This is a genomic window from Pseudosulfitobacter sp. SM2401 (genome assembly GCF_042932805.1).
Lineage (GTDB): Bacteria > Pseudomonadota > Alphaproteobacteria > Rhodobacterales > Rhodobacteraceae > Ascidiaceihabitans.
On the sequence record NZ_CP170633.1, the window covers coordinates 3396905 to 3419827 of the forward strand.

General features: G+C 58.9%; 13 protein-coding genes. 8 read left to right on the plus strand and 5 right to left on the minus strand.

The genetic code is table 11. The features are described 5' to 3' along the window. Positions 1-87 precede the first annotated feature (87 nt). Genes ACFIO0_RS16675 through ACFIO0_RS16690 form a run of 4 tightly spaced genes read left to right on the plus strand, consistent with a single transcriptional unit; the run spans position 88 to position 6807 of the window. A complete protein-coding gene (locus ACFIO0_RS16675) occupies positions 88-1107 on the plus strand; it encodes an AAA family ATPase (RefSeq protein ID WP_390911522.1) in 1020 nt (339 codons plus the stop codon). Continuing rightward, positions 1104-1997, plus strand: a complete 894-nt coding sequence (locus ACFIO0_RS16680; RefSeq protein WP_390911523.1) for a DUF58 domain-containing protein — start codon at positions 1104-1106, stop codon at positions 1995-1997. The genes ACFIO0_RS16675 and ACFIO0_RS16680 overlap by 4 nt, the downstream gene beginning before the upstream one ends. Further along, the gene (locus ACFIO0_RS16685; RefSeq protein WP_390911524.1) at positions 1994-4753 is read left to right on the plus strand and encodes a DUF4159 domain-containing protein; all 2760 of its coding nucleotides are present in this window, start codon (positions 1994-1996) and stop codon (positions 4751-4753) included. Before ACFIO0_RS16680 ends, ACFIO0_RS16685 begins: the two co-directional genes overlap by 4 nt. Further along, complete coding sequence (locus ACFIO0_RS16690) at positions 4750-6807, plus strand: hypothetical protein (protein WP_390911525.1); 2058 nt, start codon at positions 4750-4752, stop codon at positions 6805-6807. Before ACFIO0_RS16685 ends, ACFIO0_RS16690 begins: the two co-directional genes overlap by 4 nt. Here the strand turns inward: ACFIO0_RS16690 and pbpC are convergent, their stop codons facing one another. Then, positions 6808-8814 carry a penicillin-binding protein 1C gene (gene pbpC, locus ACFIO0_RS16695; RefSeq protein WP_390911526.1) on the minus strand — a complete coding sequence of 669 codons (2007 nt, stop codon included), beginning with the start codon at positions 8812-8814 and terminating at the stop codon, positions 6808-6810. 3 nt (positions 8815-8817) lie between these two features. After that, the gene (locus ACFIO0_RS16700) at positions 8818-14205 is read right to left on the minus strand and encodes an MG2 domain-containing protein (RefSeq protein WP_390911527.1); all 5388 of its coding nucleotides are present in this window, start codon (positions 14203-14205) and stop codon (positions 8818-8820) included. A gap of 138 nt (positions 14206-14343) precedes the next feature. Between ACFIO0_RS16700 and ACFIO0_RS16705 the strand changes: the two genes are divergently transcribed. Together ACFIO0_RS16705 and ACFIO0_RS16710 are read left to right on the plus strand one after the other, a co-directional pair. Next, on the plus strand, positions 14344-16548 hold the full coding sequence (locus ACFIO0_RS16705; protein ID WP_390911528.1) for a response regulator: 2205 nt from the start codon (positions 14344-14346) through the stop codon (positions 16546-16548). A gap of 36 nt (positions 16549-16584) precedes the next feature. After that, positions 16585-17544 carry an EamA family transporter gene (locus tag ACFIO0_RS16710; RefSeq protein WP_390911529.1) on the plus strand — a complete coding sequence of 320 codons (960 nt, stop codon included), beginning with the start codon at positions 16585-16587 and terminating at the stop codon, positions 17542-17544. Here ACFIO0_RS16710 and yaaA read toward each other — a convergent pair. The 3 genes from yaaA to ACFIO0_RS16725 all read right to left on the minus strand — a co-directional run bounded on the left by yaaA (position 17541) and on the right by ACFIO0_RS16725 (position 20760). Continuing rightward, entirely contained in the window at positions 17541-18314 is a 774-nt protein-coding gene (yaaA, locus tag ACFIO0_RS16715; RefSeq protein WP_390911530.1) for a peroxide stress protein YaaA, read from the minus strand. The two genes, ACFIO0_RS16710 and yaaA, sit on opposite strands and share 4 nt — an antisense overlap. Positions 18315-18343: 29 nt before the next feature. Beyond that, on the minus strand, positions 18344-20389 hold the full coding sequence (gene recQ, locus ACFIO0_RS16720; RefSeq protein ID WP_390911531.1) for a DNA helicase RecQ: 2046 nt from the start codon (positions 20387-20389) through the stop codon (positions 18344-18346). Between the two features lie 80 nt (positions 20390-20469). Continuing rightward, the gene (locus ACFIO0_RS16725; RefSeq protein WP_390911532.1) at positions 20470-20760 is read right to left on the minus strand and encodes a YggT family protein; all 291 of its coding nucleotides are present in this window, start codon (positions 20758-20760) and stop codon (positions 20470-20472) included. Positions 20761-20895: 135 nt separating this feature from the next. Between ACFIO0_RS16725 and ACFIO0_RS16730 the strand changes: the two genes are divergently transcribed. Beyond that, positions 20896-21438 (plus strand): thioesterase family protein, encoded by a 543-nt coding sequence (locus tag ACFIO0_RS16730; protein ID WP_390911533.1) that lies wholly within the window; start codon positions 20896-20898, stop codon positions 21436-21438. 92 nt (positions 21439-21530) lie between these two features. After that, on the plus strand, positions 21531-22904 hold the full coding sequence (locus tag ACFIO0_RS16735) for an MFS transporter (protein ID WP_390911534.1): 1374 nt from the start codon (positions 21531-21533) through the stop codon (positions 22902-22904). Positions 22905-22923 lie beyond the last annotated feature (19 nt).

The following is a 22923-nucleotide window of genomic DNA, read 5'->3' on the forward strand; positions in this document are numbered from 1 at the left end:
CCTGATTTAAGTCATTCATATGTTTTGCCATTCCCACGCAACGCGATAGGTTAGGGACAAGCATATAACCCGTCGGAGACAAATGTCATGAGCGAAACCCAAACAAGTGCAACCGATATGGTCGCTGATATCGAAGCCTTGGGCGAAAAACTAGGGCGCGCCAAGGCGTCCATTTCGGCGCGTTTCATCGGACAGGCGCGCGTTGTCGACCTGACCCTGACGGCGCTGCTGTGTGGTGGTCACGGGTTGTTGATTGGTCTGCCCGGTTTGGGCAAAACGCGGCTGGTCGAAACGCTGTCTACCGTGATGGGGCTGGATGGCAGCCGCATTCAATTCACGCCGGATTTGATGCCTGCGGATATTTTGGGATCAGAGGTGTTGGATACTGAAACCGATGGCAGCCGTGCGTTCCGGTTTGTCCCCGGTCCGGTGTTTTGCCAGTTGCTGATGGCGGATGAAATCAACCGCGCCAGTCCGCGCACGCAGTCTGCGTTGTTGCAGGCGATGCAGGAAAAGACCGTGACGGTTGCGGGGATGGATCGTCCGCTTGGCACTCCGTTTCACGTGCTGGCAACGCAGAACCCGATTGAACAAGAAGGCACCTACCCCCTGCCCGAAGCGCAGCTGGACCGGTTCCTTGTGCAGATCGACGTGAACTATCCCGACCGCGACACAGAGCGCGATATTTTGATGGCAACCACCGGTGACGAAGACGCGCAAGCCGTGGCCGTGTTTGGCGACGGCGAATTGCTGGCCGCCCAAGCGTTGTTGCGCCGGATGCCGGTGGGCGAAAGCGTGGTTGAGGCGATCTTGGATCTGGTGCGCGCCTTTCGTCCTGACAGTGCCGATGCGTCTGAACAGGTTCGCGAAACGGTGGCGTGGGGCCCTGGCCCACGTGCGGCCCAAGCCTTGATGTTGGCCGTGCGCGCGCGCTGTTTGCTAGAGGGTCGTTTGGCCCCGTCCATCGAGGACGTCATCGACATGGCCCGCCCCGTTCTAAGCCATCGGATGGCGTTGAATTTCGCGGCCCGTGCACGCGGTGACAGCCTGACTGATCTGATCGATCAAACGGCAGCGCAGATGACCAAAGGGCAGGCCGCAGCGTGATCCAAAACGTCGCCCAAAACGCAGCTGGTTTACGGGCCAGAGCGGAATCCCAAGCCGCCACTCTGCCGCCGCTGTTAGCACGGGCAGAGCATTTGGCGGGTGCCGTTCTGCTGGGCGATCACGGGCGCAGGCGTGCCGGTATGGGCGATGATTTCTGGCAATACCGCCCCGCGCAAGTGGGCGACAGCCGGCGCATGATCGACCACCGTCGCAGCGCAATGGGTGACCAGCAATTCGTGCGCGAACGCGAATGGCAAATCGCGCAATCGGTGATGGTGTGGTGCGATCAAGGAGCGTCGATGCGCTTTGCCTCGACCGATGCATTGCCGACAAAGGCGGACCGTGCACGAACCCTGACGTTGGCCGCTGCGATCTTGCTGATCCGCGCGGGCGAACGTGTCGGTTTGACCGGAACCCGCCTGCCGCCGCGCCGTGGCAACGACCAGATTTTGCGGCTCGCAGACATGCTAAGCCAAGACCAAGACATCGAATACGAACCGCCCGAGCATCGCGCGATGCTGCCCAACGCAGCCGCGCTGTTTGTGTCCGATTTCATGGGCGATATTTCGGGGGTGCAGACTGCCCTGACCAAGGCCGCAGATCGCGGTGTGCGCGGCACGTTGTTGCATGTTCTGGACCCCTCAGAAGAAGCGTTTCCCTTTCGCGGGCGCACCATTTTCGAGAGCGTCGGCGGCACCGTGCGGCACGAAACGCTCAAGGCGAACGACCTCAAGGATCGCTATCTTCAGCGGCTCGCCGAACGCAAGGCCGAGTTGCAATCGCTGTGCGCCCTGACCGGTTGGCAATACGGTTTGCACCACACCGATAGCAGCGCGCAGGCCGGGCTTTTGTGGCTTTACCAAGCGCTGAATGGCGGGGTGCGGGTATGACCATTTTTGGTGTCGGATTTGCAGCGCCGTGGTTGCTGGTGGCGTTGGCCGCTTTGCCGGTTTTGTGGCTTTTGCTGCGTGCCGTTCCCCCCGCTCCGATCAAGCGGCAGTTTCCGGGCGTCGCGCTGCTGCTGGGTCTCAAGGACGACGAAACCGTGTCCGATCGCACGCCGTGGTGGTTGTTGTTGTTGCGCATGTTGGCGGTTGCCGCAATCATTGTCGGGCTCGCGCAACCGGTGCTTAATCCAGAAGATCCAAGCGCAACAACAAATGGCCCGTTACTGATCGTTCTGGATGGGTCTTGGGCCGGTGCCGCCGGGCACACGCAGCGAATGAATTCGGTTCAATCCGAATTGTCGCGTGCCAGTGCTGCCGGTCAAACCGTCGCTGTTTTGCAGCTGAGCAACCCTGCGGATTTGCTGTTTCTGCCTGCCGCAACTTGGGCCACGCGGCTTGCCGGACTGCCCCCACGCCCGTGGCAACCAAGCGCCGGGAATATTTCGAAAGCCACGCAAATCATTGCGGATGCCGATGCGTCATCCAGCCTTTGGTTTAGCGATGGGCTAGAATACGACGGGCGTGACGCTGTGTTGGCCGCGCTCGAAACGGTTGGCCCGTTGCAGGTGTTTCAGTCGGGTCGGGAAACCTTGGCTTTGACCCCTGCCAGCTACATCGACGGGGCGATTGATCTGACGGTTGAACGCTCTGCTGCGGCCCAAGCGCGCGACGTGATCGTGTTGGCGCAGGGCCGTGATCCTGCGGGCAACGGGGCCACTTTGGCGACCGCGACGGCCAGTTTTGACGCGGGGCAAACCAGCACGGATGTGGCGCTTGTCTTGCCATCAGAATTGCGCGCACGCATCACCCGTTTCGAAATTCAAGGGACCCGATCAGCCGGGGCGACCACGCTTGTCGACGACGGTTTGCGCCGCCGCGAAGTCGCTTTGGTTTCAGCCCGCGAAGGCCGCGAGGGGCTGGAATTATTGTCCCCCCTCCACTTTTTGAAACAGGCGCTGGAACCGACAGCGGACCTGATCGAAGGCGCGCTCAGCGACGTGTTGCCGGCCAACCCTGACGTGATTGTTTTGGCCGATGTCGCGACGTTGTCCGAGCGCGAAACCGACGCGTTGCTGGCGTGGATCGAAACCGGCGGCATGCTGCTGCGATTTGCCGGACCGCGCGTTGCCGCCAGCGACGTCAGCCGCGTCGAAGAACACCCGTTGATGCCGGTGCGATTGCGCTCTGGCGGCCGGTCCGTCGGCGGCGCAATGAGCTGGGGAGAACCCAAATCAGTTGCCGCCTTTGCCGACACGTCGCCATTCTTTGGGCTGTCGATTCCGGACGATGTTGTCGTGCGATCGCAGGTCGTCGCACAACCCGATCCGACACTGGCCAACCGCGTCATCGCAGAGCTAAGCGACGGCACGCCGCTGGTCACCCGCAAGGTCATCGACCAAGGGCAGATCGTGCTGTTTCACGTCACCGCCAATGCCGAATGGTCGACGCTGCCGCTGTCGGGTTTGTTCGTCGAAATGCTGGAACGGCTGTCCATCTCTTCATCCGCCCGCCTGCCCGACGCCGAGGATTTGAACGGCACCACGTGGACGCCGTTGCAGGTGATGAACGGCTTTGGCATTTTGCGCGACGCGGGTGCTATGCCGGGGGTTGCCGGACCCGAGTTGATCGACGGTGCCACGCGCCCTGATCTGCTGCCGGGATTGTACCAATCGGGCGAACGCAGCCTTGCGCGCAATGTGTTGCAAACGGGCGCTGTTTTGACCCCTGCGATGTGGCCTGCGCGCATCCCCGTGTCGGGCCTGACGGTGCGTCCGCCGCAGCCTTTGGGCGGTATGTTGTTGGCGCTGGCTTTGGTTTTGTTGCTGCTGGATATCGTCGCATCGCTGGCCTTGTCCGGTCGCCTGCTGGGGCAATCTGCACGCGGGACGTTAACCATGTTGGCGCTGGGGGTGATGCTAGCGCACCCTGACGCCACGAAGGCGCAAGACGCCATCGATACCGGTGCTGCGGCCGAGGTCGTTCTGGCCAATGTCATCACCGGAAACACAAAGGTGGACGACGTCGCCTATGCGGGTCTTTTGGGCCTGACCGACACGTTGTATTTCCGCACCTCGATCGAGCCTGCACCGCCCACCAGCATCAATCTTGAGACAGACGAGCTGGCGTTTTACCCTCTGCTGTACTGGCCAATCACGCCCGAACAACCAACCCCTTCGGTTGAGGCATACGCCAAGTTGAACGCCTATCTACGCTCTGGTGGGTTGATCCTGTTTGATACGCGTGACGCCAACATCGCGGGCTTTGGCGCGGCCAGTCCGAATGGGCGCAAGCTGCAAGCGCTGGCAGGTCCGCTGGATATTCCGGCCCTGGAACCACTGCCGCGTGATCATGTTTTGACGCGCACCTTCTACCTGCTTCAGGATTTTCCCGGACGCCACAACAGCCGCGACGTTTGGGTCGAAGCATCGCCAAATGCCGAGCAAATCGAAGGCATGCCATTTCGAAATCTGAACGATGGCGTCACACCGGTGATCATCGGCGGCAATGACTGGGCGGGCGCGTGGGCGATCACATCTTCGGGTGGACCAATGTTGCCTGTCGGTCGTGGATTCAGCGGCGAACGTCAGCGCGAATTGGCCAACCGGTTCGGCGTCAATTTGGTGATGCACGTGCTGACTGGTAACTACAAAAGCGATCAGGTTCACGTCCCGGAACTACTGGAAAGGCTGAGCCAATGATGGGCGATTTCAACGCTGGAAGCATACTATTTGATCCGCTTTTGCCGGTGCCGGTTCTGGTGGCTTTGGCGGTTGTTGTCGCACTTGGTATTTTGCTGGCGCTGCTGCGTGGGTTGCGCGGTTGGGCCTTGCGCAGCTTGGCCGCAATCGTTGTTTTTGCAGCACTTTTTGGCCCGTCATTTCAACAAGAAGACCGCGCGCCGCTTAGCGATATCGTGATTTTGGCCGAGGATACGACGGCCTCGCAGAACCTTTCGGATCGTGGGGCACAGACGCGTCAAGCGGCTGATGCCTTGGCGGATGAAATCGCGGCACGCGCCAACACAGAAGTGCGCCGGGTCACCGTGCCAGACGGCGAAGGCGACGCAGGAACACGGTTGCTCAGCACCCTGACCGATGCCTTGGCGCAGGAACCGCGTGGCCGCATCGCAGGGGTCATTTCACTGAGCGACGGCCAAGTTCACGACGGTGATTTGCCCATCGATCTGCCCGCGCCTTTGCACCTGTTGCTGAGCGGCAAATCGTCGGATTGGGATCGCCGCCTGACCATTCGAAACGCGCCCGCATTCGCTGTGATCGGCGAACCTGTCACGCTGACTTTGCGGGTCGAAGACATGGGGGACGTGCCCGACGTTGGCCGCACCGCGCCGCTGGATATTTCCATCGACGGCGAGCCTGCGCAGCGGTTCAACATCCCCATCGGGCAGGACTTGGAATTGCCCGTGACCCTGCCACACGGCGGGCGCAACGTGATCCAATTTACCTCGCCTGCGATCGACACGGAACTGACGGATCGCAACAACACAGCGCTTGTTCAAATGAACGGCGTGCGCGATCGATTGCGGGTCTTGCTGGTCTCGGGCGAACCGCATGCGGGCGGGCGAACGTGGCGCAATTTGCTGAAATCCGACAGCTCGGTTGATCTGGTGCATTTCACGATTTTGCGGCCACCAGAAAAACAGGACGGAGTGCCTGTCACCGAACTTAGCCTGATCGCATTCCCAACGCGCGAGCTGTTTTTGGAAAAGATCAACGACTTTGATTTGATCATCTTTGATCGCTACAAACGGCGTGGAATTTTGCCGGCTCTTTACCTTGATAATGTGTCCAATTACGTCGAACAGGGCGGCGCGGTTTTGATTGCTGCCGGCCCTGATTATGCGACAGCGGACAGCATCTTTCGCTCGCCTCTGGGTCGCGTTGTTCCGGCCGAACCAACGGCCCGCGTGCTAGAGCAAGCCTACCGCCCAAGCGTCACTGATTTGGGCACGCGTCACCCCGTGACAAACGACCTGCCATCGAACGGCGATTGGGGTCGTTGGTTGCGCCAAATCGACGTGCGCGCGACCTCTGGCAACGTCGTGATGGAGGGCATCGACGGGCGCCCCTTGTTGGTGTTGGACCGTGTCGGCGAAGGCCGTGTTGCTTTGCTCGCATCTGATCATGCGTGGCTGTGGAATCGCGGCTACGAGGGCGGTGGCCCGCAGTTGGAATTGCTGCGCCGTTTGTCCCATTGGATGATGAAAGAACCCGAGCTTGAGGAAGAGGCGTTAACGGCGATTGCCACGGGCCAAGACATGCGCATCGAGCGGCGCACGCTACAAGAAACCGTGCCTGACGTGACGATCACAGCCCCCGACGGAACGGTCACCGTTTTGCCCCTGACCCAAACGGGACCCGGTCAGTTTACAGCTGATTTTTCCGGTCTCGAAATAGGCCTGTACCGTTTGGAAAATGGCGACCAAACCACGGTGATCGGCCTTGGCCCCGCCGCCCCGCGCGAATTCGTGAACACCATCGCGACGCCGAAAATTTTGGAGCCGCTGGTCAGCACGACGCGCGGCGGTATTTTGCGGCTCGAGGATGGCACGCCATCGGTGCGCACCGTGCGCGCGGGTCGTGTTGCATCTGGTCGCACTTGGGTCGGGATCACGCCGCGAAACGCGTACGAAGTACGTGACGTCCGCCTCACTCAACTGTTGCCCGGATGGCTGGTTTTGCTGCTCTCGTCACTGCTGATTATCGCTGCGTGGTTACGCGAAGGGCAGCGCTAGTCAGTTCGCCAATTGGATCTGCACCGCTTGACTTTGCCCCGTCGCATCGACCACGGAAATCCGGCTAAATCCGATGCCTGGGCTAGACAGCAATGTCTCGCGTCCGCGCAGGCCGGTGATCATCGCTGCGTCGTTCACAAGCACGGTAAATGGCGCTGTCCCGCCTCGTAATTTCAGCGGCACCACGTCGCCTGCTGCCAGCACCGCACCGTCCGGTGGAAAGGCGACACGCAGGTCATTCACCTCGTCTTGAGTTCGCCGATTTCCAAAACTTTGCAAAGGCTTAGGCAATCGCGCTGTTGACAAAATCAAGGCATCTGAAGGGGGTGCTGCGAGGGGTTCAAAGATCGGTTTAATCCGCCCGAATGTTTCGGACATGATCGGGGCTGCGAGGTCACCACCAAAGGCACCGGGGACGGGGGTTCCGTCGGGATGACCCATCCAAACACCAACGACGTGCTGCCCGTCAAACCCGATCGCCCACGCGTCGCGGTGCCCATACGAGGTGCCGGTTTTGTAGGCAAGCCGCCCCTGACGCGCACCCGCAGGCGGGGCAAGACCGCCAAGGATATTCCCCACGTACCACGCGGAACGCGGCGACATGAACCGCTTGGTTTTACGCGTCTCCGCCTGCGGGTTCCACGTCAGAATTGGGCCTTGTCCGCCATGCGCAATTCCCGCGAAAATCTGTACCAAATCTTGCAATGTCAGGCCGACACCACCCAAGGCAACCGCCAAACCCGGCGCGCCATTGCCCGGCAATTTCGGCGTGGCACTTGCCCGTTTCATCGCCGCCATCAAGCGGTGTGGACCCAGCGCGTCGACCAGCTGAACAGGGGGAATATTCAGGGACAATTGCAAGGCTTCGCGGGCGGTGATTTCGCCCCGGAATTGCCCGTCGAAATTGCGCGGCACGTAGCGCCCGAACGCGGTGGGTGCGTCGTTGAAAACGGTTTCGGGATGGGCCAACCCTTGGTCAAACGCCAGTCCGTAAATGAGCGGTTTCAGGGTCGATCCGGGGCTGCGGACCGCGCGGGTCATATCGACAAATCCAAGCGCTCCGTTCGCGCTGGAATAGGCCGAGGACCCAACCGAGGCGAGGATCTGCCCCGACTGGTGGTCGGCCACAAAGATCGCAGCGGACACGCCTTTTGCTTGGTCACGCACGGACCAGCGCGCGAGAGTTTCGAGCTGACTTTGCAACGTGGCATTCAGGGTCACGCGGTGGATTGGTGCGACAGGGTTTAGGGCGCGCAAGTGGTCACCCAGATGCGGAGCAAGGCGGGGAAATGGCGTCATTTTGGACGGGATAATGCCACGTGGATTGCCTAGATTTGTACGCGCCAAGACCCGATTTCGCGCCGCTTCCGCAGCCAACGGATGGCGATCTGGACGGCGCGTTTCTGGTGCTTGTGGCAGGGCAATCAGCAGGGCGGATTGCGCCGGTGTCAGGCGTTTGGGTTCTTTGCCAAACCACGCGAGCGACCCTGCGCGGATGCCCTCAACCGGACCGCCGTAGGGCGCGTGTTGCAGGTACAGCGTCAGGATTTCCGACTTGGTTAACCGCGCCTCTAGCGCCCATGCCACGCGCATCTGACGCAGCTTGCCAGACCAGCGCCCGGTGCCGGTATTTTCGAGCAGGCGCGCCACTTGCATCGACAAAGTCGAGCCACCCGAAATCACCCGCCTGTTCCATGCCGCTTGCACCCCCGCACGCAGCACGGCGCGCCCGTCTACACCGCCATGAGTCCAGAACCGTTTGTCCTCGAATTCAACAAGCATTTCAATGAATTGAGGATCAACATCGTCAAGATGAACCGCAAGCCGCTGACGCCCGTCTTCGACCGGAAACACCCGCAAGAGCGCATCGTTTTGCCCACGCACCTCGACCGAGGTTTCCGCCAGTAAAAGCGGCAATTCCGTACGCACAACCCAGTCCTGCCAACTGTCGCGCAACAGGGCTGCGCTGAAGCCCGCGAACGCCAGAATGAACAACCAGCGCGCCATGATTTAGGGTCGAACCGACAGCGTGCCGCTGGCCGTCAATGCACGGTATTCGGGGCGGTACATGTCTTCGACCAAGGCCGCCGGATGATGGTAATCGCCCGGGCTGACGGCGCGCACGATGTAGGCCAGTTGGAACGCGTCGTTGCCGCGATGATCGACCGCCGCAAGGAACCGGTCCGCGCGGAATTCGGCGTGCAGCGCGAATTTGGGTTTCAACCAGTCCAGCCCTTTGATGTCGCCAGACCGCAGCAAGTTCGGGTTGTCGATTTCGAGCCCCGCTGGCAGTGCGTCATCCACGATCAACCGCGCCCCGACGTTTTCGAATGGCTCGATTGACAGCACCACAACGCGGCGTTCGCCAGCCTTGAAATCGCCCTCTGCGTAGTCCCCGTCTAACGTGAAGTAATCGCGTTTGATGCTATAGCCATACCCGGTGGGTTCTTGGGGCGCATCGGGCACGCCGTAGGTCGTCAGCGTGACGTCCATCGCGCTGGTGGATGTATTGCGGATTGTGTGGCTGGCTCGGTCTGTGTCGGCCAGCGTTTGGGTGAATGGTCCTTGCTGCGTCTGCCCGTTGATTTCGACACCGCTGGCCCCGACAGATTGGCGCAACGCTTGGGCTGCCATGACGACTTGCGCGGCTTCTTGTGTCGACAATTGCCGGCCTGCGCGGGTGACAAATGCGGACAATGCGTTTTGATCAATCGCTGTGCTGCCTGCCTCGGCCACCAGTCGTAAAACCCCTGCGGTGTCGCGCAATTGCGATCCGAAATCAGAGCGCCAGACGTTTTTCGCAGGCTTTTTCAGCAACAGGCCAGCGGCGCGGTTGAACATCCGGTCTGCGCGGGTTTGATCACCGTATTGCGCCAGTGCCGCCCCCAGTTGTGCAGCCCCCAGAGGCGTCGAAAACGCGCCCGCTTTGGTGTCTGCATAGTAGCGCAAATCGCCCATGGATGCGGCCCCTTCGCGCGCCAAAACCAACAGCGCATAGGCGACGTCTTCGCCGCCTTTGTCGAAATCAGGGGCGTAGTTTACGCGGTTGCGCAAGTTGTCGAGCGCGATGCTAAAGCCCAGCTTCGGCACGTCATATCCGCCGGTTTTTGCACGGCTTAAAAAATCGGTGACGTAGGCGTCTAACCAGAATTCACCGGATTGTGCGCGCCACAAACCAAAGGCGCCGTTGCTGGCTTGGCGGGTCAAAACGCGGGCGATTGCATCGTTGATCCGCGCCTGCACATCGTCGATGCCTGCCTGATTTGCAAACGCCCCAACGCTTAGCAACGGCATCGCCGCCGAGGTGACTTGTTCGGTGCAGCCATAAGGATAACGGTCAAGCTGGCGCAGCAATCCCGGCACGTCAAAACGCGCGAGCGGGCCTGCGGTCAGCGTTGCGTTGCCCGTGCCAGACAGCAGCCCTGCGAACACGTTTGCGTCGTAGGTAAACGTCTCGCCCGCACCAAGGCTAAAGCGCCGCGTGGTCGCGGTAACAGGATCATTGCTGCGCACGCCAAGGGTCAGGTTTTTGGTCAATGTCGCCCCGTTCGGCAAGGTCAGCGTGACAGTGATCGGATGATCCCCGATGGCATCAGCAGTCAGGCCAAGGTCGATTTTGGCACTGCCTTTTTCAGTAAGCGTGACAGACACGGGCGCGGTTTCCAGCATGACACCTGAGGCTTGCACTTGCAGGCCGACGTCGCCTGCCGGACCGTCTGCATGGACCAGTTCCAGCAACAGACGCGAGTTGTCACCCGGCGCAAGGAACCGCGGCAGTGATGCCGTCAGAACCACGGGATCACGCGCAAGGATATCGCGTGACGCTTGCCCCACGCCACCCTTCGACCACGCGACCGCCATCAGTCGAATTGCGCCGTTGAAATCCGGGCGATCGATTGCGATGCTTGCAGCGCCATCTGGCCCCACGGTCACGGGCCCCGAGAAAAACGCCATCAATTTTTCGGTCGGCGGCGGCGATTGCAAGCGCATGCTAGACGCCGCGTCGCCACCGGATCGCACCTGCCCGACAGCACCGTTGAGCCCGTCGATCAAACGCCCGTAGACGTCGCGCATTTCGACACCCAAACGACGTTGGCCAAAGTAGTGGTCTTGGGGGTCTGGCGCGTCAAATCCGGTCAGGTTCAGAATGCCCAAATCAACCGCCGCCAGCGTGACGTAGGCCGTTTCGCCTGCCTTGACCCCCTCGACTTTGACCGAGATGTTTGTGCGGCCCGATTGGCCAGAAACCGTGTCTGGGGCCTCAATCGAAACGCTCAGCGCCTTGTCCGCAGGATCGATGCTGGCGTGTGCCAAACCTAGGCTGCGTGCAGGGTTTTGCCCGGCGCTGACGTCCATCGGGCGGATCACCGTGGCGCTGACATACGCGCCTGTGCCCCACGCATCCGAGACGCTCAGCGGGATGACGTTTTCACCCTCCGAAACCTCGACCACTTGCCGCTCAATCACGTGGCCTGACAAGACGCTGATCAGCGCCGTGCCCGCGTAGCGTGGGACGATCCGCAACCGTGCTGTGTCGCCCGCCGAATAGCTGGTGGCGTCCAGCGAAACGTCCAAACGGTCCGGTGTGGCCGACGCATCGCCGCCCCCGTACCAGCCTGCGGAAAACCCGAAAGACGACGCCGTGAATTGGCCAGAGGCGCTCTCGACCACCAGTTCGTATTCACCCCATTGCGTCGGCGCGCTGATGGCTGTTGGGGTGGCTCCAAGTGCGGCGTCGCCGGTTGCGATCCGCGTGCGTCGTGTGATCGGTTCCCAGTTCCAATTGCCAAACAGGCGGTACCATTGATAGCGGGTTTGCACGCGGTTTACCGTCCAGGTCACGTCCATGTTTGTGGCTTGTCCATCGGCCCCGACCGCGATTAATTCGAACAAGGCGTCGCTGTTTTCCGAGAGGATATCCTCGAACCCGGCTTTGATCCCGATGACCGGCTGGTCGGGCGTGATCGCTTTGCTGATGCGCCGTTCGACGGGGCGCCCTGACCCTTCGGTGACGGCGATGATTGCCGTCGCCTCGAGGATCGGATGATCGCCGTCAACCGATGGCAACGTCAGTTCCATTTGCGCGATGCCATTCGCGTCCGTGCGCCCGCCGTTCAGGTAGGCGGTGCGGGTCGTCAGTTTCGCGTCGTGGCGGCCAAAGACGTAACCGTTCCAGCCGTCCAGCGTGTCACGACTGCGCAACCGGACCGACCCTTCGACAACCAGATCAGCGCCCGGTGCACCAAACAGGTATTGCGCGTTGACGGTCAGCGGCGGGCGGTCGCCCAAGCGCAGGGGTGCCTCGGGCAGCGACAGGTCCACGTCGATCCGTTCTGGCAAGAAATCTTCGACCAGAATGGTTTGGGTGGCCAGCGGTGCGGCGTCCAGATCGGACATCAGTTGCAAGCGCCACGTGCCGCGCGCAACAGTGTTCGCGACCGGCAGCGCAAAGACGTGCCCACCGGCCACACCGCCTGTGCTGGTGTGGCGACTGTATTCGACGCCATCGGGGCGGCTGAGGATCGCGGTCAACGGCAGATCAAGGATCGCTTGGGCCTGCGCATCGCGGGTCAAAACGGTGGCGTGAATGACGTCACCGGGGCGGTAGGCTCCTCGGTCTGTGGTCAGGAACGTGTCGATTGGGGGGGCCGGTGGGCGCCCTTCGACGCCACGATCCGACAGGTCAAACGCGGGGTCGGTCAGGGGCAAGAACGCGATGTCATCGTCGCCCAAACGCGCAACGACCAAGGCGGGCGCAGACGCCCCTGTGCCACGGGTCAAACCGGCCGCGAATTGCACAAAGCCATCGGTGTCTGTGGTCGCCGTGCCCAGCACAGCGTTGGCGCGCGAGATCAGCGTGACCTCGGCCCCGGCGCGCGCACCAGCGTCGCTAAGACCGCGCAAGCCGACGGTCAGCCCGTCGTTGCCTTTCCACGTCGAAATCCCCAGATCGGACAGCACAAACCACTGGGTCGCACCGGCGTTTTCATACGGGTCAGCGCCCGGGATACGGGCACTCAGCGCGTAAATTCCGGGGGCAAGATCACCGATCACGTCGCCCATCGGCAGGCGCGTGGTCATCTCTGTGTTCAGCGTGTTTTGCACATCGCCAGTGCCGGTCCAGATTTCTTGCGCAATATCGTTGACGAAGTTCTTGTCCTCCCAACCGCTAAGCGGTTTGCCGAAATAGCTGTCTTGGATTGCGCGTAAAACATTGCGTTCACTGACGCGGCGCAGGCGCAGTTCCAACGCGTTCAGGTTGACGGTTTGCACAGGCAATGCAGCGTCAGCCGAGCGGGGCAAAACAAAGGCCCGACCCGGAAAGCGGACAGCAGCGGGGCGGTCACGAACGTACAGATTGACGCCGACATCGCGGATCAATGTTTCGTTGGTTTCGCTGGGCAAACCGCTGCGGAACGTGACAGCGTAGCGTGCGCCAAATTCGACACCTTCGACGCACAGGGTTTGGCCCTCGGCGCTGACGATTGTGCCTGGGGCATTGACGCGTACGAAGTCTTCGTAGTCTTGGCCCGAGGCCAGATTTTCCGAGAATTCAGCGCAGATGCGCGGCACGGCGCTGTTGTTGTCAACGCGTGTACCGACCACGCGGAACCCGTATTTTGCGATGGCTTTGTCTAGTGCTTCGCTCACCCGTTGCGAGGGTTGGATTTCGGACGCAAGGCGCAAGGCGCGCACCATGTCTTTGCCGCGGCGGCGGTCCTCGTAGGCGCGGGCCAATTGGCGCAGCGCCCATGATTGATCTTGGGGTGTTTGCGCGCGCAAATAGCCGTTGACGATGGCGGGGATCGCATCAGCCTTGGATGTGTTTTTCAGAGCGAGCGTTTGACGGCCAAAACGGGTCCATAGATCAGCCCGGTCAATGACGGCCAAGGCAGTCCCGACTTGGGTGCGCGCGGATTTGGCGTTGGCCGGTGTCCATGCCGACAACGCATCCGCCAGCACGCGGTCGTAATCGCGTTCGTTCAGCGGGAAACGTGCGCCAATGCCACGGGCCAAGCGACGGGCGTCAGCGATGTCACGTTCGGTGATGAAAGGTGCCGCGTTCAGGCGTTCGGCGGCCACTGCGATTACCCTATCTGATGTGGTGACTTTCTGCGCTGAAATCGCGCCTGCGTAGGGTGTTTGATCGCTGACGGCCGATTTGGGAAAGCACGCGCTGGAACGGCTGTTGTAGGTGAATGCAACGCAGGCAGAGGACGCCGAGCAACTGCGCCGGCACGCGTCTTGGGTGGTGTCAAAAAGCGGGGTTAAATCCGAGCCGTAGTAATCGACACCCGATGAATAAACGTAGCGATCCTTGGGCAAACTGGACTGAGCGTAGGCCGCCTGTGCGCAAAATACCGCAAGGGCCGTCAGGACATAAGTCAAACGTTTCATCAAAATGCTCCACCATTAATGTGCTTTAGGATCGCATGGGGTTTGTACAATTTGCAACGATTCCCCCGCAGATTAAGGCGATGTTCACTGAACTGTCCGATTTTGCAGGGGTATCGAACGCAAGGGGCGACACTCAGGATGATTCTTGCCACCAAACTGGCTGAGGAACGGCGCGGGCGCTTGGCTGCCGAGCGTATGCTTGAGCTAAAGCAGGCCGAACTGTTTGCCGCGAATCGCAAACTGGGGCGGCATGCGCAGGCCCTTAGCGAAGAAATCGTCGAAACCCGCGCCGAAGTCGAAGAGGTGCGTGGTGAAAACGAGCGGGTGAAATCCGATCTGGGTGTTGCCAATCAAAAGATCCTGATTGCTGAACGTCGTCTTTGGCATTCCGTCGAAACGATCACTGACGGGTTTGCCTTTTTCAACGCTGAAAACCGGATGATCGCCGCCAATCAGGCCTACCTGTCCATCTTTGACGGGTTAGAAGAAATCAAACCGGGCGTGAACTACGTCACTATTTTGCAAATGCTGACCGACGAAGGCATTGTTAACACCGAAAACATGAGCGCGATTGAGTGGCGTGAAATGATGGTGCAGCGGTGGTACGAACCGCAGCCGCCCCCCGTGACTTTGCACCTGTGGAACGATCAATACGTCAAGCTGGTCGATCGTCGTGGTCAGGATGGCGATATCGTGTCGCTGGGGCTGAACATCACAACGATTGTTGAAAACACCAAACAGCTGGACGAGGCCCGCCAGATTGCTGAATCCGCGAACCGCGCCAAGTCCGCCTTTTTGGCCAACATGAGCCATGAAATTCGCACGCCCATGAACGGTGTCGTGGGCATGTCGGATTTGCTGGGCGAAACTGGTCTGTCCGAAGAACAGCAGCTGTATGTGGATACGATCAAAAACTCTGGCGAGGCGCTGTTGGTGATCATCAACGACGTGCTGGATTACTCAAAGATCGAGGCCAAAAAGATGGAGCTTTATCCCGAACCCTTTGATCTGGAACGCAGTATTCACGAGGTGATCATGCTGTTGCAACCCTCGGCGCGCGACAAAGGTCTAAGCATCGTTCTGGACTATGATCTGTTCCTGCCGACGCGGTTTATTTGCGATCCGGGACGCATCCGGCAAGTGCTGACCAACCTGATGGGCAACGCGGTCAAATTCACCGCGTCAGGGCATGTTTTGGTCCGTGTCCTTGGTGTTCCCAACGAAGAATTGGGGTGCGCAGATGTCACGATCACGATCGAAGACACCGGTATCGGCATTTCCAAAGATATGGTCGGACATATTTTCGGTGAGTTCAATCAAGTCGAAAACGAGCGTAACCGACAGTTTGACGGCACCGGATTGGGATTGGCAATTTCCAAGCGGCTTGTTGATTTGATGGAAGGCGAAATCTGGGTGACAAGCGAGGAAGGCGTCGGGTCGTGTTTTGGCTTTCGCGTGCCGATGGACACCACGGAGATTGATGTTGATGCCCATCCGGTCATTCCAGATGGGCTGCGCCACGTTTTGGTTGTCGATGATATCGCCGCCAATCGCACGATTCTGGAACGGCAGTTGGAACAATTGGGGCTGAAAGTCACGTCTTGCACCAACGGAAAAGAGGCGTTGGTGCATCTGGTGTCCGGACAAAATAGTCAGATTGATCTGGTTTTGACAGATCACAACATGCCAGAAATGGACGGCTTGGAACTGGCCGAGGCATTGCGCCAACGCGGCAATGAAACGCCAATTATCTTGCTCAGCTCGAACCCCGGATTTGCCGAAAAAGACCCCTCGCGCAGGCATCTACACGCCTTGATGCAAAAACCGGTGCGCCGCAAAGAACTGTTCGCCAAGTTGGAATCGTTGGGTGGCATTCATGAGGATGTCGTTGTGGAAAAACCAGCCCCATTGGCAGTGTCTACAGCCACCAGAAAAATGCGCGTGCTCGCCGCTGAGGACAACAAAACCAACCAATTGGTGTTCCGTAAAATGGTCAAAGATTTGGACATCGATCTGGAGTTCGCCAACAATGGAATCGAAGCGGTTGAGGCCTTCAAGACCTTTGCCCCTGATCTGATTTTCATGGATATTTCGATGCCGAAATTGGATGGCAAAGAGGCGACCCGCCAGATTCGCGCCTTGCAAAAAGACGGCAAAGACCAAGTTGTGATTGTCGCCCTGACCGCCCACGCGATGGACGGCGACGACCAAGGCATCCTTGAGGCGGGCCTAGATCACTATTTGACCAAACCTTTGCGCAAACCGCAAATCCACGCGCAGATAGCGCAAACTTGCCCAAAAGATGCGATGCCGCCCTTGCCGCCTGAGCAAAACGAGGGATAGATCAAGGTTATCTATCGTCGAAACGGGACACCTCAAATGCGGACACTCAAACTTTCCCCAAACAGCGCTGGTGCAGTTTTTGCGCTGGTCGGGTTTGCGGTTTTTTCGACGCATGACCTGATTATCAAGCAACTTGGCGCGACCTATTCGACGTTTCAAATCGTGTTCTATACGGCCTTGTTCAGCTTTCCTTTGTTGACGCTGGTGATGATCGGGGATCATAAACCTACGACATTGCGCCCGGTTCATCCGTATTGGATCGCTATTCGCAGTCTTGCTGGCGTTGTCTCTGGTTTGTCCGCGTTTTACGCCATCAGCACACTGCCTTTGTCACAGGTTTACGCATTTATTTTTGCCTCACCTTTGTTGATCACTTTGCTGGCGATTCCGGTGCTGGGCGAAACCGTAAGGCTGCGTCGCGGCTTGGCCGTTTTGGTTGGATTGTTTGGCGTTTTGATCGTCTTGCGCCCAGGTGCCGAACCTTTGACAGGCGGACACATCGCAGCCCTCATCGCGGCTTTTGCAGGGGCGTTGGTGTCGGTCATCACACGTAAAATCGGGCGCGAAGAGCGCGGCGTCGTCATGATTTTGTACCCGATGATGACCAATCTGATCGTGACCGCAATTGCCCTGCCATTTGTCTATGTCGAGGTTCCGCTCGCGCACCTTGGCATGTTCGCTGTCGATTCCGTTTTGGTGCTGATCGCAATGACTTTACTGGTCAAAGCCTACACAAACGCCGACGCAATTTTGGTCGCACCCATGCAATATTCCCAGATCATTTGGGCCACGATTTTCGGAATTCTAATTTTTAACGAATACCCTGAATGGCAAACTTATTTGGGCACTGCGGTGATTGCCTTGTCCGGTTTTTACATTCTGCGCCGCGAAGCAACAGGCAACGTGTCGTCGAACACGCCTGTCTCCAAAACCCGCACCCGCATCGGCCATACAATGGCAATGCGGGTTGGTGATGCGCTGCGAAAACGGCGTTAAGCTTTGGGGTACGGGCGTACAAAAACCGGCTTGTCTGGCGTCGAAAGATCTGGTTGATACGAGTATCCGCCGATGTCAAAATCCTGCAAAGCGGCCACGTCTTTCAAACGGTTTTGCACCATGTAACGCGCCATCGCGCCACGGGCTTTTTTGGCAAAAAAGCTGACGATTTTGGGGCCTTGGCCTTTGTCTTCCATGAAGGCTGGCGTGACCACTCGCAGCTTTAGCGCCTTGAGAGCGACTGCCCCAAAGTATTCCTGGCTCGCACAGTTAACCAAGACATCAGACCCCGTCGCTGCGCCCTGAGTGTTCAACGCCTTTGACAAATCATCACGCCAATAGTCATACAAATTCCCGCCACGGCGTGTCTTTAGGCGGCTGCCCATTTCCAAACGATACGCTTGAATTGAATCGAGCGGGCGCAACACCCCGTAAAGGCCGGATAAAATCCGCAAATGATCTTGGGCGTAGGCCATTTCATCAGCGTCCAAAGTGCCCGCTTCTAACCCTTGATAGGTGTCACCGGCAAAGGCCAACGCGGCGGGGCGCGTCACGTCATCCGTCGGGGCATCCTGAAATGCTTTGAACCGGTCGCGGTTCAAACGGGCCAAATCATCGCTCAGGTGCATCAAACCCTTAAGGTTACCAAGCGTCAGATTCCGGGCCGTCCGCGCCAAACTGATTGCGTCATCCTGAAAATCAGGCGCAGTCGCAGCCACATCCCGTTCTGCCCAATCCAGCCGTTTGGCCGGCGAAATCACCACTAGCATCGCATCACCTCTTGTTGTTGCTCTTTGATCTAGCCCGCCTCGCGTAGCACGTCCAGAAATGCGGGACCGAATCTTTCTGCGCGTCGCTCACCCAGCAATCGATTTAGACCTGCGTCGTCGCTGGGGCGCATTTGCGCGACCTTGGCCAGCATCGCGGCTGAACAGCTCAGCGGCTTGTCGATGCCTTCGATTCCACGGGCAAGTTCCGCCTGCACTTCGAGCAAACGATCATAGACCGATGCTGCCTCGCGCCCTGCCAGCTTGCGCCGTTTGGGATGCATAACTTCGGCTTCACCGTTGATGACCTCAAGAAACGCAGAGCCGTAACTTTCCAGTTTCTTTGCGCCGACGCCGCCGATGCGGGCCATGTCATCCAGATTTGCAGGTCGGGTTTCAGCCATTTCAATCAGCGTTTTATCGTTGAAAATGATGTAAGCGGGCACTTTGTTTGCCTCTGCAAACCCGCGCCGCTTGGCCTTGAGCGCGCTGAGCAACGGCGCGTCTTCTTCGGATACCATTTCTTTGACCGCCGGACGCCGATTGCGACCTGCAGCCTTGATCGTATCGCGGCGCAGCTCGATTGTTGCCTCGTCGCGCAGGATCGGTAGCGCGTCATCCGTCATGCGCAACGCGCCATGGCGTTCGGGGTCCGGACGCACCAAATCATGCCCCATCATTTGGCGAAACACGGCTTGCCATTGGCGTTTGTCGTATTCCTTGCCCACTGCAAATGTCGGCAGGGCGTCATGCCCGCGTTCGCGGACACGATCGGTCATGTTGCCCAAAAGAATATCGATCAGATGCCCAGCGCCAAAGCGTTCGTCGGTGCGCAAAATCGCCGAAAGCGCCTTGCGCACTGCCGTTGTTCCGTCGAACACATCCACCGGCGCATCACACAAATCGCAGCGCCCACAGGTGATGTCGTGTTCGTCAAAATAGCCGAGCAGGTTTTTGCGGCGGCATTGCAGCGCTTCTGCCAGCCCAAGTAACGCGTTCAGTCGTGCGTGATCTGCGGCGCGGCGTTCGGGCGGCGCGAGCCCTTCGTCGATTTGCGAGCGGCGCAAGCGGATGTCTTCGGGCCCGAACAGCGTCAGGGTTTCGGCGGGGGCCCCGTCGCGACCCGCGCGTCCGATTTCTTGATAGTATGCCTCGATCGATTTGGGCAAATCGGCGTGTGCGACCCAGCGAATATCCGGTTTGTCGACGCCCATGCCAAAGGCCACGGTGGCGACAACGATTAACCCGTCTTCTTGTTGGAAACGGCGTTCCGCGATGCGGCGATCCTCGGCATCCATCCCGCCGTGATAGTGCAGTGACACGTGGCCCGCGTCGCGCAACGCGCCAGCTAACCCTTCGGTTTTGGCGCGGGTGCCGCAATAGACAATGCCGGATTGGCCTTTGCGGGCGTTTGCGAAATCCAGAATTTGGCCGCGCGGGCCGTCTTTGGCAGCAAACGCGAGGTGGATGTTGGGCCGGTCAAAGCCGCGCAGGAATGCGCGTGGCGGGCTGCCGTCAAACAGCTTTTGCACAATTTCGGTTTGGGTTTCGGCGTCTGCGGTTGCTGTAAACGCGGCCAATGGCACGTCGAGCATGCGGCGCAATTCACCGATGCGCAGATAGTCGGGGCGGAAATCATGACCCCATTGGCTGACGCAGTGGGCTTCGTCGACCGCGATCATGTTCACACCGACGCGGCGCAGCATGTTCATCGCCCCACCTGATGCGAGCCGTTCGGGGGCCATGTAGAGCAGTTTCAGATCGCCGCGTTCCAACCCTTCCCACACCGCATCGGTTTCCTCAGGGGTGTTGCCAGAGGTCAGCGCACCGGCGCAAACGCCCACTTCTTGCAAGGCGCGAACTTGATCGCGCATCAATGCAATCAGCGGTGAAATCACTACCGTGACCCCCTCGCGCATCAGAGCAGGCAATTGGAAACACAGGGATTTACCGCCACCTGTCGGCATGATGGCAAGCACGTTTTCGCCCGCTGTTACGGCTTCAACAATTTCTTGCTGGCCGGGGCGGAAGGCGTCAAAGCCAAATACGTCGCTTAACAGCGTGGCAGCGCTGGCCATTTATGGAACCCTGTAAGTAAAATTATCTGCTATTTTGATGCAGAGTCACACACTAAGATTCCGTGGACAAGGGATTAAGATCAGCGCAGCCCAAAAACCGTGGGCAAGACTGAATTTGTCAGCAAAATCACGATCAGCAAGGCCACCAGCGGGGCCAGATCAAGCGTGCCTGTATCTGGCAAAAAGCGGCGGATACGGTTGTAAAGCGGCTCTAGCAGACGGTTCAGGCCGTACCAAATTTGCGAAACCAGCGGTTGGTGCAAGTTCAGAACCTGGAAATTAATCAACCAACTCATGATGATATGGACGATCATCACCCCATAGACGACTCCCAATATCAATTGCAGCGCGTCGTAAATGATGATCAGCATGGTGGCGTCCTTTAAATTCGATATATCGCAAGTAAGCGGCGCGACGAAAAAGCGCAAGCCTGCCCCGAGGTATGGCCTTGACCAAAACCGCAATCCGCTCATCTTGCCCAACATGTGTTAAAGGAGCGTTCCCGCATGTTTCCCTTCGTCCGGTTTTTCAAAGACATAGCACTGGCCCGCAGAATGCCACCGATTTCGGGGTTCGATGAAATCCACGTGTCACACCACATTTGCTGGCCGTGGGATTTGGATATGTTCGCCGAGATGAACAACGGGCGGGTGTTGACGATTTACGATTTGGGTCGCTTTGCACTGGCCCAGCGCGGCGGGTTGGTTGCGGCCTTGTTCAAGCACAAATGGGGGCTGACAATGGCCGGCGCATCCGTGCGGTATCGACGTCGGTTGACCGCATTCGAACGCTTTGAGATGCGCAGCAAAATGGTGTGTTGGGACGACCGTTTCATGTATTTGGAACAATCGATGTGGAAGCAAAACGGCGACTGCGCCAGTCACGTGATTTACCGGGCGGCCTTGACCGAAAAGGGCAAAGGCATCGCGCCCACCCGCATGGCCGAGGCCCTAGGTCAAAGCCCGATTTCGCCGCCGATGCCCGAATATATTGCCGCGTGGGTCGAGGCAGAAAGCAAACGACCATGGCCACCGATGGCTGAAACCTGACATCGCAACCACAGGTAAGGTCATGAAACCATGACTTGATTAACCCAAGCGCGCCTGTTCTTACTCTTTCAACAAAAAGAATGGGACAGACAATGGCCGACGTATCACTGCGCAAGCGCATCTGGGGATGGTATTTTTTCGATTGGGCAAGCCAGCCTTATCACACTGTACTAAACACCTTTATTTTCGGCCCGTTCTTTGCGGTGATCGCGGCGACATATTTCCTAAACCTGGGACTAACCGAAGACGTTGCCGACGCCAAAGCCCAATCGCTTTGGGCATGGAGCACAGCATTGTTCGGTCTGATCATCGCATTCACTGCGCCGATTTTCGGGGCGATGGCAGACAGCACGGGGCGGCGGATGCCTTGGATTGTCGGCTTTAGCATTATGTACGTCGTGGGCGCGGGGCTGTTGTGGTTCACCGATCCTGCGGCGGGTAACCTGTATTGGATGCTGGCGGCCTTTGGCATGGGATTCATCGGGGCGGAATACGCGCTGATCTTTATCAATGCGCAATTACCCGCGTTGGGCACCAAGGAAGAGATCGGCAAAATCTCGGGCTCGGGATTTGCGTTTGGGTACATGGGCGGCGTCATTTCGCTGGCCATCGTGCTGGTGTTTGTGGTCGAGCAGAACACAGGCAAAACCATTGCCGGGCTGGACCCGATATTCGGGCTTGATGCGTCGATGCGCGAAGGCACCCGCGCGACCGGCCCCTTTGCCGCCCTGTGGTTTGCGATCTTTATGATCCCCTATTTTTTGTGGGTGCGCGAAGTCCGCACAACCCGCAAACGCGCCAGCATCCCCCAAGCGTTGAGCACGGTTATCGACACCATCAAACGCCTGAAATCACGCCCCAGCCTTGGCGTGTATCTGGTGTCATCGATGCTGTACCGCGACGGGCTAAACGGGCTTTATACCTTTGGCGGCGTCTATGCGGCACTGGTGCTGAATTGGGAAGTCAGCCAGATCGGCATGTTCGGCGTAATTGCGGCCATCGGGGCCATGGTCTTTAGCTACTTTGGTGGCTTTATGGATCGCAAATTTGGACCCAAACCCGTGGTCGTTTGCGCGATTTTGATGCTGATGGCCGTCAGTTTTGTCATCATCAACCTGTCACCCACAACCTTTTTCGGCGTCGCATTGGCGGCAGGCACCGGCCTACCCGACATGGTGTTTTTGGTCTGCGGCGTGTTCATCGGCGGGATGGGCGGCATCGTGCAGTCGGCAAGCCGGTCCTTGATGGTACGCCACTGCGACCCCAAAACCTCGACCGAGTATTTCGGCCTGTACGGCATGTCAGGGCGCGCGACTGCGTTTCTAGCCCCACTGCTGATCGGCATCACCACGCATGTCACCGGCAGCGCCCGATTGGGGATTTCGCCCGTGTTGTTTTTGTTCGCAATCGGCTTGTTCTTACTCATTTGGGTCAATGCACAAGGCGAAGACACCGCTGCCGCCTGACTGGTTACAACTTTCATCT

What these genes read in the sequence shown, in the direction of transcription:
- ACFIO0_RS16675 (WP_390911522.1), top strand. Translation starts at nt 88, where the DNA reads ATGAGCGAAACCCAAACAAGTGCAACCGATATGGTCGCTGATATCGAA.
- ACFIO0_RS16685 (WP_390911524.1), top strand. Translation starts at nt 1,994, where the DNA reads ATGACCATTTTTGGTGTCGGATTTGCAGCGCCGTGGTTGCTGGTGGCG.
- ACFIO0_RS16690 (WP_390911525.1), top strand. Translation starts at nt 4,750, where the DNA reads ATGATGGGCGATTTCAACGCTGGAAGCATACTATTTGATCCGCTTTTG.
- pbpC (WP_390911526.1), bottom strand. Translation starts at nt 8,814, where the DNA reads ATGGCGCGCTGGTTGTTCATTCTGGCGTTCGCGGGCTTCAGCGCAGCC.
- ACFIO0_RS16700 (WP_390911527.1), bottom strand. Translation starts at nt 14,205, where the DNA reads ATGAAACGTTTGACTTATGTCCTGACGGCCCTTGCGGTATTTTGCGCA.
- ACFIO0_RS16705 (WP_390911528.1), top strand. Translation starts at nt 14,344, where the DNA reads ATGATTCTTGCCACCAAACTGGCTGAGGAACGGCGCGGGCGCTTGGCT.
- ACFIO0_RS16710 (WP_390911529.1), top strand. Translation starts at nt 16,585, where the DNA reads ATGCGGACACTCAAACTTTCCCCAAACAGCGCTGGTGCAGTTTTTGCG.
- yaaA (WP_390911530.1), bottom strand. Translation starts at nt 18,314, where the DNA reads ATGCTAGTGGTGATTTCGCCGGCCAAACGGCTGGATTGGGCAGAACGG.
- recQ (WP_390911531.1), bottom strand. Translation starts at nt 20,389, where the DNA reads ATGGCCAGCGCTGCCACGCTGTTAAGCGACGTATTTGGCTTTGACGCC.
- ACFIO0_RS16725 (WP_390911532.1), bottom strand. Translation starts at nt 20,760, where the DNA reads ATGCTGATCATCATTTACGACGCGCTGCAATTGATATTGGGAGTCGTC.
- ACFIO0_RS16730 (WP_390911533.1), top strand. Translation starts at nt 20,896, where the DNA reads ATGTTTCCCTTCGTCCGGTTTTTCAAAGACATAGCACTGGCCCGCAGA.
- ACFIO0_RS16735 (WP_390911534.1), top strand. Translation starts at nt 21,531, where the DNA reads ATGGCCGACGTATCACTGCGCAAGCGCATCTGGGGATGGTATTTTTTC.